We start from the raw sequence: 15,233 nt of genomic DNA, 5'->3' as shown, positions 1-15,233 counted from the left end.
TGCAAGCCGGCGCCTGGGCCGGCTCGCATAGATAAAATTGAATCAGCCTCAGTTCATCGACAGCAGGCTGTTGGCCCGCTCGGCGTTCTGGTCTGCCTCGCTGATAACCTGCATCTGCATTTCGAACCGCCGGGCGTTCTCGATCATCCCTACCATCGCCTTGATGGGGCTGGCGTTGCTGCCTTCCAGCACCCCTGCCATGATGCGCATCGCCGGGTCGGCCGGCAGGGGCGGCGCGGGCTGGCCGCCCAACGGCGCCATGCGGAACACGCCGTCGTCGCCGCGCACCAGCTGCTCTGGCGGCGGGTTCACCAGTTTCAGGCGTCCCAGGTTGAGAATGTTGTTGGGAGGGTCGCCGGCCCCCAGAGCGGTAATGGTGCCGTCGCTGGCGATCGTCAACGTCGCCAGTTCCGGCACATCGACGATCCCGTTCTGGTCCGACAGCACGGGCTGCCCTTGCGCGGTCTGCAGCACACCATTGACTCCCACCTGCAGGTTGCCGGCGCGCGTGTAGGCCTCGCCTTGCGGCGTCTGCACTGCGAACCAGCCCGGGCCCGCGATGGCGACGTCCAGCGCGCGCCCGGTGGTTTCCATATTGCCCATCTCGAAATTGCTGCCGGGCGTGGACGCCACGGTGGAAACGCGAGTGGGCAGCGACGTGCCGTCCAGTACCGGCACCGACCGATACAGCGCGAGCTGCTCGCGAAAGCCCGGCGTGCTTACATTGGCCATGTTGTTGCTCAGCGCGGCCTGGTGCTCGCCGATGCGTGCCGCGCCGCTCATGGCGGTATAGATGATTCGGTCCATGCCTGATTTCCGTGCCTGGCGCCGCGCCTTAGCGCATGTTCATCAGCACTTGCATGATCTCGTCCTGCGTCTTGATCGTCTGCGCATTGGCCTGGTAGGTGCGTTGCGCGATGATCATGTTGACCAGTTCGCGGCTCATATCCACGTTGGATGCCTCCAGCGCCTGCCCCACCACCGGCGCCAGGCCGTTGGTGCCCGGCTGGCCCAGCGTGGCCTGGCCCGACGCGGCCGTTTCCGCCCAAGCGTTGTTGCCCACCGGCTGCAGCCCCTGCACATTGTTGAAGTTCGCCAGCGCCAGCACGCCCACCACCGCGCTCTCGCCATTGGAATAGTTGGCAAGCAGCGTGCCGTCCGAACCCACCGAAATGCCGCTGAATTCTCCGCTGGAATAGCCGTTCTGCACGACCTTCGGCGAGAAATCGCTGCCGTACTGGGTAACGCCGTCGTAGCTCATCGTGATGGCAAGCGGCTCGGCCGGCGAGGTCGCGCCGCCCGGCGTGGCAAAACTCAAGGCCACGGTGGGGGCCGACGTCAGGCGCCCTGCCGAGTCAAAGGTCAGCTGTTGGCCGCCGCCCCACACGCCGCCCGCTTCGGTGCTGGGCGCCATGGCCTGGCCGTCGAGGCTGTAGTACACCTCGTAGACGCTCTCGGTGGCGGTGCCCGGCCGCTTCACGAAGTACTGCATCATTTGATGCGAGTTGCCCAGCGAGTCGTACACCGTGGTGGGCACGGAGTCTGTATAGGTGGAAGCCAGCGTGGGATCAAAGGCCACCGCCGGATCGATGACGTCCGCATTCGCGTTCAAGTTGGACTGCAGCCCCGCCGTCGTGGTCGCGCTGGGCGCGATATTGCCTTGCGGCAGTCGCAGATCCACAGGCGCCGCCCCTACCGCGCCCGCGGCGTAGCCGGTCAGGCGAAAGCCCTGCGCATTGACGACGTAGAAATCCTTGTCGACCAGAAATTCGCCGTTGCGGGAATAAAACACCCCGCCGCTCTGGTCCGTCAGTCGGAAAAATCCCTTGGGACCGTCGATGGCGATGTCATATTCCCCGCCCGTGACACTGATGTTGCCCACCGAGAAGCGCTGGTTGATGGCCGACACTTTCACGCCCAGGCCTACGCGGGAACTCGCGTACACGTCGGCGAACGAGGCGGTGGCAGACTTGAAGCCCACCGTGCCCGAGTTGGCGATGTTGTTGCCGATGACGTCCAGATTCTGCGTCGCAGCGTTCAGGCCGCTCAATCCTTGTCCGAAACCCATGTGTTTTCTCGCTTGTTTGTATGTATCGAATCGATCGGCCGGCGTCAGGCCGCCAGCCCCCGCCTTGCGCCGTCAGGTGCCCAGCACCTTGCGCACATCCAGCACGCTGATCTGCCCTGCCAGGCCCAGGTCCAGCCTCAGCCCTTCTGTGGAATAAGCCACGCTCTTCACCTGGCCATATGTCAGGGCTTCGGCCTTGACCTTCTTGCCGTCGGCGTCGGTCGCCACGACGTTGACCGTGTACTTGCCGTCCACCAGCGCCTGGCCGCCGTCGTTCGTGCCGTCCCAGTTCAGCGTCAGCACGCCGGCGTCCTGTTCGCCCAGTTCGATAGTGCGCACCACGGCGCCCGAAGCGTCCACGATCTTTACGGTCACTTTTGCGGCGTCGCCCTGCACGTCCACGCCGAAGGGCGTCGCTACACGCTTGGATGGATCGCTCGCGTCGGTGCCCAGCGAGATCTTGTTGCCCGGAATCAGCACGCCCTTGCCTATCATCGCCACGGCGTTCATCGACTGCGACACGTCGATCTGGCCGCTGATGGCCAATAGCGTGTTCTTCAGATTGTTGATGCCCTCTACGGTGGAGATCTGTGCAAGCTGCGAAGTCAGCTCGGCGTTCTCCATGGGATTGAGCGGATCCTGGTTCTTCAGCTGCGTCACGAGCAGCGTCAGGAAGCGGTCCTGCAGGCCTTGCGCGCTGCTGGCGCTGTTGGCGGCGGTTTGCGCAAGCGCCAGCGCGGTGGGGTCGGGGGAATTGTTGACCGTGGTCATCCGGTGCTCCGATCAGGGGGTCACGACTGACCGATGGTCAGCGTCTTCATCATCAGTTGCTTGGCCGTGTTGAGCACCTCGACATTTGCCTGGTACGAACGCGATGCGGCGATCATATTGACCGTCTCGGCCACGGGATCGACGTTGGGCATGGTCACGTAGCCTTGCGCATCGGCCAGCGGGTGGGCCGGGTCGTAGACGCGCTTGGGCGGCGACGCGTCCTGGACGACGCCCGCCACGCGCACGCCGCCGATTTCCCGGCCGTACGGCTGGCCGGCGGCCGGATCGACCTGGAACACCACCTGGCGGGCGCGGTACGGCTGGCCGTCCGGGCCTACGACGCTGTCGGCATTGGCCAGATTGCTGGCTGCCACATTCATGCGCTGCGATTGCGCCTGCAGTGCCGAGCCGGATATTGCGAAGATGCTGGTCAGAGACATAACCTGGCCTACTCCTGAATGGCGGACATCATCGAGCGGATACGCCCGGAAACCAGCTGCAACGTGCTCTGGTAATGCATGGTGTTGTCTGCGAACCGCACGCGCTCGGCGTCCATATCCACCGTATTGCCATCTACGCTCGGCTGGTACGGCAGCCGATACTGCAGCTCCGTGGGATTGGGCATGGCGGCCTTGCCCGGGATATGACGCGCAGAGGTCAGCGCCAGATGGGTGTCGGGCAAGCGCATGCGGGTATCCAGCGCGTCGCGCATGGCGGCCTGGAAATCGAAATCCCGCGCTTTATAGTTGGGCGTGTCGGCGTTGGCGATATTCGAAGACAGCACCTCCTGCCGCTGCGCACGCAACGCGAGCGCCTGCTGGTAGAAGCGGAAATCCTCATTGAGCCGGTCTAGCATCCTGGAAGCGTCCTGCGCAAGAAAAGATGGGGACGAACAGAATGGCGGCCTGTCCGCCACTCCTTTTTGCATGACGGCATCTTAGGGGCGGCGCGCGCCACACAATCAACCAAATAAACCGTCATTTTTGAGTCAATTCGCCCCTTGCCCGCGTGGGCCGGCTCCTACAATGCCTGCATCATGCAAACGCTACCGCGCTTCTTCGCAGGCCTGGCAGTGGCCGCCTTGCTGCCATGCGCCACGGCTGCCCCGGCCGCGCCCGCCACGGCGGACGCCGCGGCCATCGGGCGGGCGGCCGAAGCGTTCCTGCGCGAGCAGGTGGGCCCCGTGCCAGGCGACTTATCCATCGCGCTTGACCCGATCGACACCGGCCGCACGCCGGCCTGTGACGCGCTGGCGCCGTTTCTGCCTTCGGCGTTGCGCCTGCGCTCGCGCATGACCATCGGCGTGCGCTGCACCGCGCCGCAACCCTGGACCCTTTATCTGCAGGCCAGCGTAAGCGTGCGGGGCACCTACTATGCGGCCGCGCATACCATCCGGCCCGGGCAAGCCATCCGGCCCCACGACCTGGCGCCGCGCAACGGCGACCTGGTGACGCTGCCGCCCGGCGTGGTAACCGACCCGGAATCAGCCATAGGCATGCGGGCGCGCTACCGCATTACCGCCGGCCAGACAATGAAAATCTCGGCGCTGCGCAGCGCCGACGCCATTACCCGCGGGCAGCAGGTCCGCATCACCGCGCGGGGCCGCGGCTTCGTGGTCAGCAGCGACGGACAGGCCCTGGCCGATGCTGCGCCGGGCGCCACGGTGCAGGTACGCACCAGCTCGGGCCAGGTCGTCAGCGGCATCGTCCGCAGCGCCAGCCTGGTAGAGGTGGCCCTATGACAAGGCCCTGCGCTGATGGGCGCCGCGAATCCGCGCTAAAGTTCTCCATCCGGCCGCCGTTACAACAACCAGAGCCGGCCACCATGTTGCGCGCCTGCCGGCGCCAAGCCCTGCGGAGAACCTCTTGAAAATCACGACACCTGCTTCCCGTCCGATCGGCCCCCAGGCGCCGACGGGGCGCACCGACGCCGCGGGCCACCCGGCGCAGGGAGCCGGCGCATCCGGACCGTCGAGCGCCCAGGTCGCCTTGAGCCCGGCCTCGCGCCAATTGCTGGCATTGCAGTCGGGCGACAACGATATCGACGTCGAACGCGTGGCGGCCATCCGCACGGCGATCGCGTCCGGCCAATTGCAGATCGACACGGGCCGCATCGCCGACAGCCTGATCGCCAGCGCCCGCGACCTGCTCAAGTAACCTCCCCTTTCTGTACGGCCTCGCCATGGAACTGCCCGATAGCCTGCTCGATTGCCTGGTGCGCGAAACCGCGCTGGTGTCCGAATTCTCGGTACTGCTCGAAGCGGAAACACAGGCATTGGTAAATCGCGAGGCATTCGACCAGTTGCCCGGGCTCGCGCAGCAAAAAGAAGAGCTGGCCTTAAGGCTTGCGGCACTGAGCGATCACCGCGACAGCTTGCTCGCACGCCTGGGCTTGCCCGCCGGACACGAAGGCACCGGCCAGGCAGCCGCGCAGGATGCCCGACTGTCCGAAACCTGGCAGGTTCTGCTGGCCCGGGCCGCCAAGGCGCGCGAGCTGAACGACCGCAACAGCGCGCTGGTCGAGCTCAGCCTGCGCTATACGCGGCAATCGCTCGATGCGCTGCGCGAGCTCAGCGGCGTGGCCACCGCAGGCACATACGATGCGCAGGGCCGCGGCCGCCGCGCCTACGGCGGCAAGAACATCGTCGCGGCCTGAGTTCAGGCCGCCATTTCCAGCATCGCAAAGATCTTCAGCAGCGCAGCCGGCGCCGCGCGCGGCGTCAGTTTGCGGCCACGCGCCAGCGCGCTCTGCAGCATGGCGTCCAGTACGCCGGCGCCGGGCGCCTGGGCTATCTGCCAGCATGCCGTCCCCAGTTGCGCGGCCACGGCCGCACGTGCCGCCGGATCCGACGCGTCCATCATTCCGGACAAGGCCGCCCACGCCCACGCCATATCGCGAAACGCGCGGCGCGCCTGGTCTTGCCGCACCAGCCAGCGGGCAACGACTGCGGCGTCGGCATCGGCCGCCGACAAACTGGTCAAGGCAAACAGTTGACGCAGCAGAGTGCCGTCGGCGGCAACGACCCTGGCGCACACCAGCCGCGCGTTCTGGGGCGGCGTGCCGCGTCGCGGCAAAGCCACTTCCGTGCCCGATGCCCAGAGCCCGGCAAGGCCGGCATCGCCTGCGCCCGCCGGGCGCAGCGCCGGCACGCCGGCCATGGCCGGCACAGGGCCGACGGGCAAGTATCCCAGCGATTTGCCCACGGCATTCAAGTGGGTAGGGCAATCGTCATGCAGGACTTTCAGCGCGCCCGCCTGGCGCATCACCCAGGCGGATCCTGGCGGCAAGACCCGCCACGGCGGTTCGTGGCCCGAGTCCAGCACATGCACCAGGGGAATGTTGGGCAGCCCGCCGGCCAACGCCGCCGCCACGTCGGCTGCGGCGCGGTCGGCGCGCGCGACGGCTTTCGGATCCGCCACGGCAGCCGCCCTCCGCGCCCAATGCACGGTGGCCTGCGCCGCGCCCAGTGCGTCGCCCCGGTCGCTCATGAGCACGGTGGCCCGCAAACCCGCTCCGGGCAAGCCGACGCCATTGAGGGAGGCCTCGCCATGCACCGCCAGCAGCCAACGTTCGCACGCCGCCGGAAATGCGCGCCGGATTGCCGCCAGGTCCTGATCGGCGCCCTGCCCCGCAGGGTCCCGAGCCTGGCCCAGGCCGCGCCACCTGTCGCGAGCCTGCCCGCTGGCCACATCCCGCTCAAGCCAGTCGCAAGCCTGGCCAAGCAGCGCCCGGCCATCGTCGCGCCCCGGCAGCAATGCCGCAGCCAACCACTGCCTGCGGCGCAGCGCGCCCGTGTCTGACGCAACGGCGCTGCTGGCGCGCCACAGTGTCGCCATATCGGCTTCGCTGGGCGCATACAGTGCCGGCGCGCGGGCCGGCGCGGCCAGCGCGCGGTCCACCAGTTCATCGGCGCGCGCCAGCGCCAGGTGCTCGGGCACCTTCTGCCCCACGCAGACGTAATGCACAGGCAGCCGGTGGCGGATGGCGGTATCCAGCGCCGGCCCCAGGCGCGAGGCTTCGTCCAGCTTGGTCAGGATGCAGCCGGCCACGTCTTCGCCGGCGCCGTTGCGGTACGCATGCGCCACTTCATCCAGCGTTTCGCCCTGGCTGGCCGCATTCAGTACCAGCAGGCGCCGCACTGGCCGCCCGGCGCCGCACAGCAACGCCGCCTGCGCGGCCACCTGGCGATCACGCTGGCTGATGCCGGTAGTATCGATGAGGATAATCTTGCGGTCCCCCAGTTCGGTCAGGGTGGCGCGCAACTCGGCCACATCCCGCACCGAGCGCGCCGGCACGCCCATCAGGCGTCCGTATATCTGCAATTGCTCGAGGGCCCCGATACGAAAATTGTCGGTGGTCAGCATTGCGACCCGCTGCCTGCCTTCGCGCGCTACACAGCGCGCGGCCAGCTTGGCCAGGGTCGTCGTCTTGCCCACGCCGGTCGGGCCTACCAGGGCGAAGACTCCGCCCTGGGCAAGCAAGTCGTCTTCGCATGCCAGTACGGGCAGGTGGGTCACCAGTTCATTGCGGGCCCACGACTGCGCCTGGCGCAGTTCCAGGCCGGCGGGCAGGCGTTCGAGCATGGCGCGCACCAGCCGCGCGCTGAATCCCGCGTCCAGCAGTGCGCGAAACAGCGCGGCGCGCTGCGGTTCGCGCCCCGGCGCCTCGACGCCACCCCACAACAGCCCGTCCAGGCGGCTTTCCAGCGCGCCGCGCAACGCGCCAATGGCCGCTTCCAGTGCGCCAGCTGATTCTGCGGCCGATGTCGGCGGCGCCGCCTGCACGACGGGCAGGCTTGCCTCTGGCAACGGCGCGGGCTGATCCGCCGGCGGGTCGTCCAGCGTGGCCAGCACTTCTATGCCCTCGGGCACGCTGCGGTTCGATACGATCAGCGCGTCGCTGCCGAGTGTCTCGCGCACCTGGCGCATGACGTCCCGGCTGGTGGCGCCTACAAAACGGCTGAGTTTCATGCGCCAGCCCCGATCAAGGCCGTGACGCGCAGCCTGCGTTCATCCGGAATTTCCGCGTTGGACAGTACGCCCAGCTGCGGCATGTGATGCCGCAGGAATCGCGCCAGCGGCGCCCGCAGCGGCGGCGACACCACCAGCACCGGCGCGTCGCCCTGCGCCTCCTGCCGGGCCACGCAACTCTGCGCTTCGCGTAGCAGCGTATCGGCCAGGCCTGGCTCCAGGCCGCCGCTGGTCGTCAGCGCCTGCACCAGCACGCGTTCGAGCTTGACGTCCAGGCCAATCACTCGAAGTTCACCGTCGCCCGGGAACCACTGCTGGGTGATGGCCCGCCCCAGCGCGCGACGCGTCAGGGCCACCAGTTCCGACACCACATCCATCTGCGCGCCGGCCGAGGCGGCCTGCGCGGCAAGGCGGGGAGCGTGCTCGGACAACGTATCGATAATCGAGCGCATGTCGCGGATGGGCACTTCTTCGGCCAACAGCCCCTGCAGCACTTTCTGCAACGTTGTCAGCGACAGGGTCTTGGGCACCAGGTCCTCTGCCAGCTTGGGCGCTTCGGCGGAAATGCGGTCCAGCAATTGCTGGGTTTCCTGGCGACCCAGCAGGCTGTCCCCATGGCGGTGCATCATATGGTTCAGGTGCGTGGCGACCACGGTGCTGGCGTCGACCACCGTGTACCCGGCCGCCTGCGCCGAATCGCGCTCGGCGCTGTCGATCCAGGTTGCCGGCAGGCCGAATGCCGGGTCTGTCGTGGACGTTCCCTTCAGGGGCGTGGTGACGCCGCCCGGGTCGATCGCCAGCCACTGGTTGGGCATGGCGGTCCCCCGGCCGATCTCGACCCCCGACAGCAGAATGCGATAGTCGTTCGGCTTGAGTTCCAGATTGTCGCGGATATGCACCACAGGGGGCAGGAAGCCCACATCCTGGGCAAACTTCTTGCGCAGACTGCGGATGCGATGCAGGAGCTCGCCGTTCTGGGCATGGTCAACCAGGGGTATCAGCCGGTATCCGACCTCCAGCCCCAGCGGATCGACCATCGACACGTCTTCCCAGCTTGCCTCGGCGGCCGCGGCCTGGGCCTGCGCCGCTGCTTGCGACGGCTGGGCGGCTTGCGCGCGGGCCGCCTCCCTGGCCCGCTGGCGCAGCGTCCATCCCGTACCCGCCAGAATAGCGGCCAACGTCAGGAAGGCCAGGTGCGGCATATTGGGTATCAGCCCCATGATGCCGATGATGGCAGCCGTCAGGAACAACACGCTGGGGTTGGAAAACAGCTGCGTGAGTATCTGCTGCCCCACGTCCTGGTCGGTCGCCACGCGCGAAACCACCACGCCGGCAGCGGTAGAAATCACCAGCGCCGGAATCTGCGCCACCAGGCCGTCGCCGATAGTCAGGAGGGTATAGACGCGCGCTGCGTCGCCGACAGCCATGTCGTGCTGCGCCATGCCGACGATCAAGCCGCCGATGACGTTGATCACCATGATCAGCAGGCCCGCGATAGCGTCACCGCGCACAAACTTGCTGGCGCCATCCATCGAGCCGAAGAAATCGGCCTCCTGGGCGACTTCACCGCGACGCCGCCGCGCTTCTTCCTCGCCGATCAGGCCGGCATTCAGGTCGGCGTCGATGGCCATCTGCTTGCCCGGCATCGCATCCAGGGTGAAGCGCGCGCCAACCTCGGCGATACGCCCTGCGCCCTTGGTGATGACGATGAAGTTGATGATGGTAAGAATGATGAACAGGATGATGCCGACCGCGAAGTTGCCGCCCACCAGAAAGTGCCCGAAAGCCTCGATCACCTTGCCGGCCGCGTCCGGCCCCGTATGGCCATTGAGCAGCACCACGCGGGTGGATGCCACGTTCAGCGACAGCCGCAACAAGGTGGCAAACAGCAGCACCGACGGAAATGCGGCAAAGTCCAGCGGCTTGCGAGTGAACATCGCCACCAGCAGAATCATCACCGACAACGCGATATTGAACGTAAACAGCAGGTCGAGCAGGAAGGTGGGCAGGGGCAACACCATCATGCCCAGCACCAGCACGATCAGCACCGGGCCTGCCAGCAGGCGCGCATTGGCCGCGCCGTGGGATTTCAAAGCGGAAAGCAATTGGCTCATGCGTATGACTCTTATAGGCGGCCCGCGCTATCGCGCGTGTGCCAGCGGATCCAGTTCGGCCGGTACCGGCAGGCTGGCCGGCGCGTCGGGCTCTGCGCCCCACTCTGCCCGCCAGCTGCGCAGCTGGAACACCCAGGCCAGGACTTCGGCCACGGCGGTGTAGAGCGCGGCGGGAATTTCCTGTCCGATCTCAACATGTTGGTGCAACGCTCGCGCCAGGGGCGGCGCCTGGAGCAGCGGCACGCGGTGCTCGCCGGCCAGCTCGCGTATGCGCGCGGCGATCAGCCCGGCCCCCTTGGCCACGACGCGCGGCGCGGCTTCCCCTTCGCCGTACCGCAGCGCCACGGCATAGTGCGTGGGGTTGGTCACCACCACGTCGGCGCGCGGCACCTCGCTCATCATGCGACGCCGCGCCATCGCGCGCTGCTGCTGGCGGATGCGCGCCTTGACGTGCGGGTCGCCTTCGCTTTCCTTGTGTTCCTGGCGCACATCCTCCTTGGACATGCGCAGCTTCTTCAAATGGCTCCATATCTGCCACGGCACGTCCAGCGCCACGATGATGGCCAGCGATGCCACGATCAGCGCCGCGCAGAACACCACCAGACCCAGCGCCTTGGCCAGCGCCGCCGTAGGCGCGACATGCATCAACCCCAGCATCTCGTCGCGATGCGCCGAGATGACGGCTACCGCCACGCCGCCAACCAGCAGCGCCTTGGCCAGCGCCTTGAACAACTCCACGGCGGTCTGTGCGGAAAACATGCGCTTGATGCCGGACAATAGGCTCAGCTTCGAAAAATTGGGCTGCAGCGGCTTGGTCGAAAACACAAAGCCGCCCAACAGCACGCTGCTGAGCACGGCGACCGCCATCAGCACGCCAAACAGCGGCAAGAGCACCAGCAAGACCTGGCCCGCGCCATCCACGGCCTGTTCGACCATGACGCCGGCATCGCGGCCTATCCGCGCATCGAACCCCAGCCCATTGCGCAATACACCCGCAATGCCGCGATAAAGCCACGCGCCGCTCAGCCACAGCCCGCCCGTCCCGGCGGCCAGCAGCAGAAACGTGCCAAGCTCGCGCGAACGCGCAATCTGCCCCTCTTCCCGCGCCTTTTCCAGGCGCCGGGGAGAGGCGGCTTCAGTTTTTTCAAGGTCGCTATCGTCGGCCATGCTCGCGGAGTCATCTGCCGCCCGCGTGGCAAAACGGAACGGCCCGCCGAGATTCTAGGGGGCCGCGCACCTGGCCGATCAGCCAAGAAGCAGGGAGAAACCGCGGCTATTCCATGCCGCGCACGCCTAGAATCCCAGGCTGGCAAGCAGGTCGTCGACCTGGTCCTGGCTGGTTACCACGTCGGCCTTGCCGGCAGGGTTGACCTGGGGGCCGTTGAGCAGCGACTGCGCTTCCTCGCGCCGCTCCTGGGGCACGTTGTCCAGCAACACCTGCAGCAGTTCACGCTCGATGGCGCCCACCACGTCCATCATGCGCATGATCACCTGCCCCGTCAGGTCCTGGAAATCCTGCGCCATCACGATTTCCATCAGGTGACCCTGGGTCTGCTGGGCAAGCGCGGGCACGCCCCCCAGGAACGCGCGCGTGTCCTTGACCAGTTCGCGCGCCTCGGGCAACTCCAGCGGCTGGTCGAACCATTGTTGCCAGCGGGCATCCAGCTGCGATGCCGTGCGCGACAGGTTGTCCTGGAGCGGTCCGGCCGCGTCGGTGGCGTTCAGCACGCGGGTAGCCGCCTGCTCGGTCATCTGCGCGACGTAGCGCAGCCTGTCTCGGGCGTCCGGAATCGCCTGGGCCGCGTCCTTGATCGCCTGGTCCAGCCCCAGTTCCCGCATACTGTCGCGCAGCATGCGCGTAAGCGACGCGATACGGTGTATCAGGTCGTTGGGGTCGGCGCTGCTGCCTGGTTCCATTGCGCTCATCGTGCACCTCAGCCGGCCAGTTTCTCGAAGATCTTGTTCAGCTTTTCTTCCAGCGTCGCCGCGGTGAAAGGCTTGACCACATAGCCGCTGGCGCCAGCCTGCGCAGCCGCGACGATGTTCTCCTTCTTGGCCTCGGCCGTGACCATGAGCACCGGCAACGATTTCAGCGCCGCATCCGCCCGGATCTGCTTGAGCATTTCCAGGCCGTCCAGATTGGGCATGTTCCAGTCCGACACCACGAACTGGAAATCGCCATTGCGCAGCTTCTCCAGGCCGATGGCCCCGTCTTCTGCTTCGTCCACGTTCTCGAAACCCAGCTCCTTGAGCAGGTTTCGAATAATGCGCCGCATGGTGGGAAAGTCGTCCACCACCAGAATCTTCATGCCCTTGTCTATCATTTCCACTCCAGAAGATTTACTCATTCAATATTGCGAGGCCGAAGGCGGGATCGCGTAAATGGCGCAGATGTCTGACTCCCACGGATGTCAGACACCTACACCCGCGTAGCGCGGTCGCCCAGCCTCGTCAAAATCCGTTCACTCATTTCCCACAGCGACACCACCTCGGCGGCCGCCCCCAGCGCGATGGCCTCGCGGGGCATGCCGAAAACGACGCAGCTGGCTTCATCCTGTGCAAGCGTATGCGCCCCCGCCTGCCGCATGGCCAGCAGGCCCGCGGCGCCATCCTTGCCCATGCCCGTCAGGATCACGCCGATGGCATTGCTCCCCGCCGCCTGGGCGGCCGAATTGAACAGCACATCCACCGACGGGCGATGGCGGTTCACCGGCGCGCTGTCCTCCAGCTCGATCACGTAGTTCGCGCCGCTGCGCCCCAGCTTCATGTGCGTGTCACCCCCCGGAGCCAGGTACACGTGCCCGGGCAGTACCCGCTCGCCGTGCGCCGCCTCACGCACCGTCACGGCGCACAGGGCATCCAGACGCTGCGCGAACGAACGCGTAAACCCGGCAGGCATATGCTGCGTAATGAGTATGGCGGGGCTGTCGGGCGGCATGGGCCGCAGCACCTCGCGGATCGCCTCCGTCCCGCCAGTGGACGCGCCCATCATGACCAGCTTCTCCGAACTGGCGTAAGGCGTACGCAGGCGGGCGGCAGGAGCTGACGGCGAGACAGTCGCCGTGACGCGCAGGCGCGCGCGGGCCGCGACCCGGATCTTGTCCGCGATCAGTTCGGAATACTCGAGCATGCCGTGCCGTATGCCCAGTTTGGGCTTGGTCACGTAGTCAATGGCGCCCAGCTCCAGTGCACGCAACGTGGTTTCGCCGCCCCGCTCGGTCAGCGACGACACCATCACTACAGGCATCGGGCGCAGCCGCATGAGCTTTTCGAGAAAATCGAGCCCGTCCATCCGCGGCATTTCCACATCCAGCGTCAGGACATCGGGGTTATGTTGCTTGATCAGCTCTCGGGCAACCAGCGGATCGGGCGCTACCGCCACCACTTCCATATCCGCGTGGCTATTGATGATCTCTGTCATCAGGCCGCGCACCAGCGCCGAATCGTCCACACACAGGACGCGTATCTTGCTCATCATTGCCACCTCACTGCTGGCCGGAAGCGCTCACGCATTCGTAGACGGTCTGCCCCTGCAGGCGAAAATCCCGGCTGATGTACGTGAAGTTTTCCGAGTGCCCGGCGAACAGCAGTCCCCCGTCTTTCAACATCGGGACAAACCGCTTCAAGATGCGCGCCTGGGTGGGTTTATCGAAATAAATCATGACGTTGCGGCAGAAAATCGCATCAAAGCGCTCACCGATCGGCCACACCGGCGCCAACAGATTCAACGGTTCGAACCGCACCATTCTCGCCAGTTCGCCACGCACGCGCACCTGCCCTTCGTTGGCTCCTCGTCCACGCAGAAAAAATCGCTTCAGGCGGGCGGGCTCCATCCGGGCCACCCGTTCGGCGGCATATATCCCGGCGCGAGCCCGGCTCAACACCTGAGTGTCGATGTCCGTGGCCAGCACGCTCGCCCGCGCCGCGCGCTGCCCCAGCGCTTCGGCCAGGGTCATGGCGATCGAATAGGGCTCTTCGCCCGTAGAAGCCGCGCAGCACCACACCGACACCGGGTCGCCCCGCCCCCGCACGAAGGCCTCCAGAATCGGAAAGTGGTGGGCCTCGCGAAAAAACGCGGTCAGGTTGGTCGTCAGCGCGTTGACGAAATCTTCCCATTCCGGCGAAGCCGGCTGGCGTTCCAGTTGATCGAGATAGCCCGAAAAATCCTGCCGACCCAGCGCGCGCAGGCGGCGGGTCAGCCGGCTATAGACCATTTCACGCTTGTGCTCGCCCAGCGAAATGCCGGCGCGCTCGTGGATCATGCGCCGCACTCGCGCGAAATCGGCGTCGCGGAACTCGAACTGCCGTTCCGCCTGGAAAGGAGTACCGGTGGCTGGACTGCACACAGCGTCACGACTGCAAGGCCAGTGCGCCCGGCGCGGGCGGGTGCGCGCCATCGGCCACGCGCGGCGCGCGCTGCGCGCTCAACTGCTGCGCGGGCACTTCGATGACTTCGCCGGTATTGATCTTGAACACCGCCACGGCTTCGGCCAGGCGCTGCGCCTGCTCCTGCAGCGAACCCGCCGCCGCGGCCGCTTCCTCGACCAGCGCCGCGTTCTGCTGCGTCACCTCGTCCATCTGCGACACCGCGCGGTTGACCTGCTCGATACCGCCCGACTGCTCCTCCGAGGCCGCCGATATCTCGCCCATGATGTCCGTCACCCGCTTGACCGACGCCACAATCTCCTGCATCGTCGAACCGGCCCGCTCCACCTGCTGCGAGCCCGTGCCCACCTTGCTCACCGAGTCCTCGATCAGCACCTTGATCTCTTTGGCCGCCTGCGCGCTGCGCTGCGCCAGCGAACGAACCTCGCCGGCCACCACCGCAAAGCCCTTGCCCTGCTCGCCCGCGCGCGCCGCTTCCACCGCCGCATTCAGCGCCAGTATGTTCGTCTGGAACGCAATGCCGTCAATCACCGACACAATCTCGGAAATCTTGCGCGAACTCGCCGAGATCGCCTCCATCGTGTTGACCACCTCCGACACCGCCTCGCCGCCACGCTCGGCAACGTCCGAGGCGCTGGCCGCCAGCTGATTGGCCTGGCGCGCGTTGTCCGCATTCTGCTTGACCGTCGAGGCCAGCTCCTCCATCGACGCGGCCGTCTCCTCCAGCGACGCGGCCTGCTGCTCCGTGCGGCTGCTCAGGTCCGTGTTGCCCGCCGATATCTCCCGCGAACCCACGTTGATCTCGTCAACCCCGCGACGAACCTGCGACACCGTGCGCGCCAGGTTCTCCTGCATCCGCTTGAGCGCCGCAAACAACTGGCCTATCTCGTTGCTGTTGCGAACCTCTACCCGCGCCGTCAGGTC

The 15,233-nt window shown here is 66.6% G+C and carries 16 protein-coding genes; 3 read left to right on the top strand and 13 right to left on the bottom strand.

From position 1 onward, the window contains the following. Positions 1–48 precede the first annotated feature (48 nt). The 5 genes from CAL19_RS07315 to flgB form a co-directional block, all read right to left on the bottom strand. A complete protein-coding gene (locus CAL19_RS07315; protein WP_026639837.1) occupies positions 49–807 on the bottom strand; it encodes a flagellar basal body rod protein FlgF in 759 nt (252 codons plus the stop codon). Positions 808–835: 28 nt separating this feature from the next. Continuing rightward, positions 836–2,068, bottom strand: a complete 1,233-nt coding sequence (gene flgE, locus CAL19_RS07310) for a flagellar hook protein FlgE (protein ID WP_026639838.1) — start codon at positions 2,066–2,068, stop codon at positions 836–838. Between the two features lie 72 nt (positions 2,069–2,140). After that, positions 2,141–2,839: a flagellar hook capping FlgD N-terminal domain-containing protein gene (locus tag CAL19_RS07305; protein ID WP_026639839.1), complete on the bottom strand. Its 699-nt coding sequence runs from the start codon at positions 2,837–2,839 to the stop codon at positions 2,141–2,143. 20 nt (positions 2,840–2,859) lie between these two features. Continuing rightward, positions 2,860–3,279, bottom strand: coding sequence for a flagellar basal body rod protein FlgC (flgC, locus tag CAL19_RS07300; RefSeq protein WP_026639840.1), 420 nt, complete (start codon positions 3,277–3,279; stop codon positions 2,860–2,862). Between the two features lie 8 nt (positions 3,280–3,287). Then, positions 3,288–3,695: a flagellar basal body rod protein FlgB gene (gene flgB, locus CAL19_RS07295; protein ID WP_094796429.1), complete on the bottom strand. Its 408-nt coding sequence runs from the start codon at positions 3,693–3,695 to the stop codon at positions 3,288–3,290. 180 nt (positions 3,696–3,875) lie between these two features. Between flgB and flgA the strand changes: the two genes are divergently transcribed. From flgA to CAL19_RS07280, 3 genes are all read left to right on the top strand, one after another. Beyond that, a complete protein-coding gene (flgA, locus tag CAL19_RS07290; protein WP_038852365.1) occupies positions 3,876–4,580 on the top strand; it encodes a flagellar basal body P-ring formation chaperone FlgA in 705 nt (234 codons plus the stop codon). A 124-nt stretch (positions 4,581–4,704) separates the two neighbouring features. Next, entirely contained in the window at positions 4,705–4,995 is a 291-nt protein-coding gene (flgM, locus tag CAL19_RS07285) for a flagellar biosynthesis anti-sigma factor FlgM (RefSeq protein ID WP_094796428.1), read from the top strand. A gap of 25 nt (positions 4,996–5,020) precedes the next feature. Next, complete coding sequence (locus tag CAL19_RS07280; RefSeq protein WP_051423778.1) at positions 5,021–5,494, top strand: flagella synthesis protein FlgN; 474 nt, start codon at positions 5,021–5,023, stop codon at positions 5,492–5,494. Positions 5,495–5,496: 2 nt separating this feature from the next. Here CAL19_RS07280 and flhF read toward each other — a convergent pair whose 3' ends face one another. The 8 genes from flhF to CAL19_RS07240 form a co-directional block, all read right to left on the bottom strand. Beyond that, complete coding sequence (flhF, locus tag CAL19_RS07275; protein WP_094796427.1) at positions 5,497–7,809, bottom strand: flagellar biosynthesis protein FlhF; 2,313 nt, start codon at positions 7,807–7,809, stop codon at positions 5,497–5,499. Beyond that, positions 7,806–9,923, bottom strand: a complete 2,118-nt coding sequence (gene flhA, locus CAL19_RS07270; RefSeq protein ID WP_094796426.1) for a flagellar biosynthesis protein FlhA — start codon at positions 9,921–9,923, stop codon at positions 7,806–7,808. Before flhA ends, flhF begins: the two co-directional genes overlap by 4 nt. A gap of 27 nt (positions 9,924–9,950) precedes the next feature. Then, positions 9,951–11,090, bottom strand: a complete 1,140-nt coding sequence (gene flhB / locus CAL19_RS07265) for a flagellar biosynthesis protein FlhB (RefSeq protein ID WP_026639847.1) — start codon at positions 11,088–11,090, stop codon at positions 9,951–9,953. Positions 11,091–11,216: 126 nt separating this feature from the next. Beyond that, positions 11,217–11,849, bottom strand: coding sequence for a protein phosphatase CheZ (cheZ, locus tag CAL19_RS07260; protein ID WP_026639848.1), 633 nt, complete (start codon positions 11,847–11,849; stop codon positions 11,217–11,219). 8 nt (positions 11,850–11,857) lie between these two features. Further along, positions 11,858–12,247 carry a chemotaxis response regulator CheY gene (gene cheY / locus CAL19_RS07255; RefSeq protein WP_026639849.1) on the bottom strand — a complete coding sequence of 130 codons (390 nt, stop codon included), beginning with the start codon at positions 12,245–12,247 and terminating at the stop codon, positions 11,858–11,860. 95 nt (positions 12,248–12,342) lie between these two features. After that, a complete protein-coding gene (locus CAL19_RS07250) occupies positions 12,343–13,398 on the bottom strand; it encodes a protein-glutamate methylesterase/protein-glutamine glutaminase (RefSeq protein WP_094796741.1) in 1,056 nt (351 codons plus the stop codon). A gap of 10 nt (positions 13,399–13,408) precedes the next feature. Next, positions 13,409–14,269, bottom strand: a complete 861-nt coding sequence (locus tag CAL19_RS07245) for a CheR family methyltransferase (RefSeq protein WP_026639851.1) — start codon at positions 14,267–14,269, stop codon at positions 13,409–13,411. 4 nt (positions 14,270–14,273) lie between these two features. Continuing rightward, positions 14,274–15,233 (bottom strand): methyl-accepting chemotaxis protein (locus CAL19_RS07240; RefSeq protein WP_249276272.1); only part of this gene is annotated, 960 nt, incomplete at its 5' end.

This window comes from Bordetella genomosp. 7 (assembly GCF_002261265.1).
In the GTDB taxonomy this organism is placed as follows: Bacteria; Pseudomonadota; Gammaproteobacteria; order Burkholderiales; family Burkholderiaceae_B; genus Bordetella_A.
This window is presented reverse-complemented; position numbering and strand designations above follow the sequence as displayed.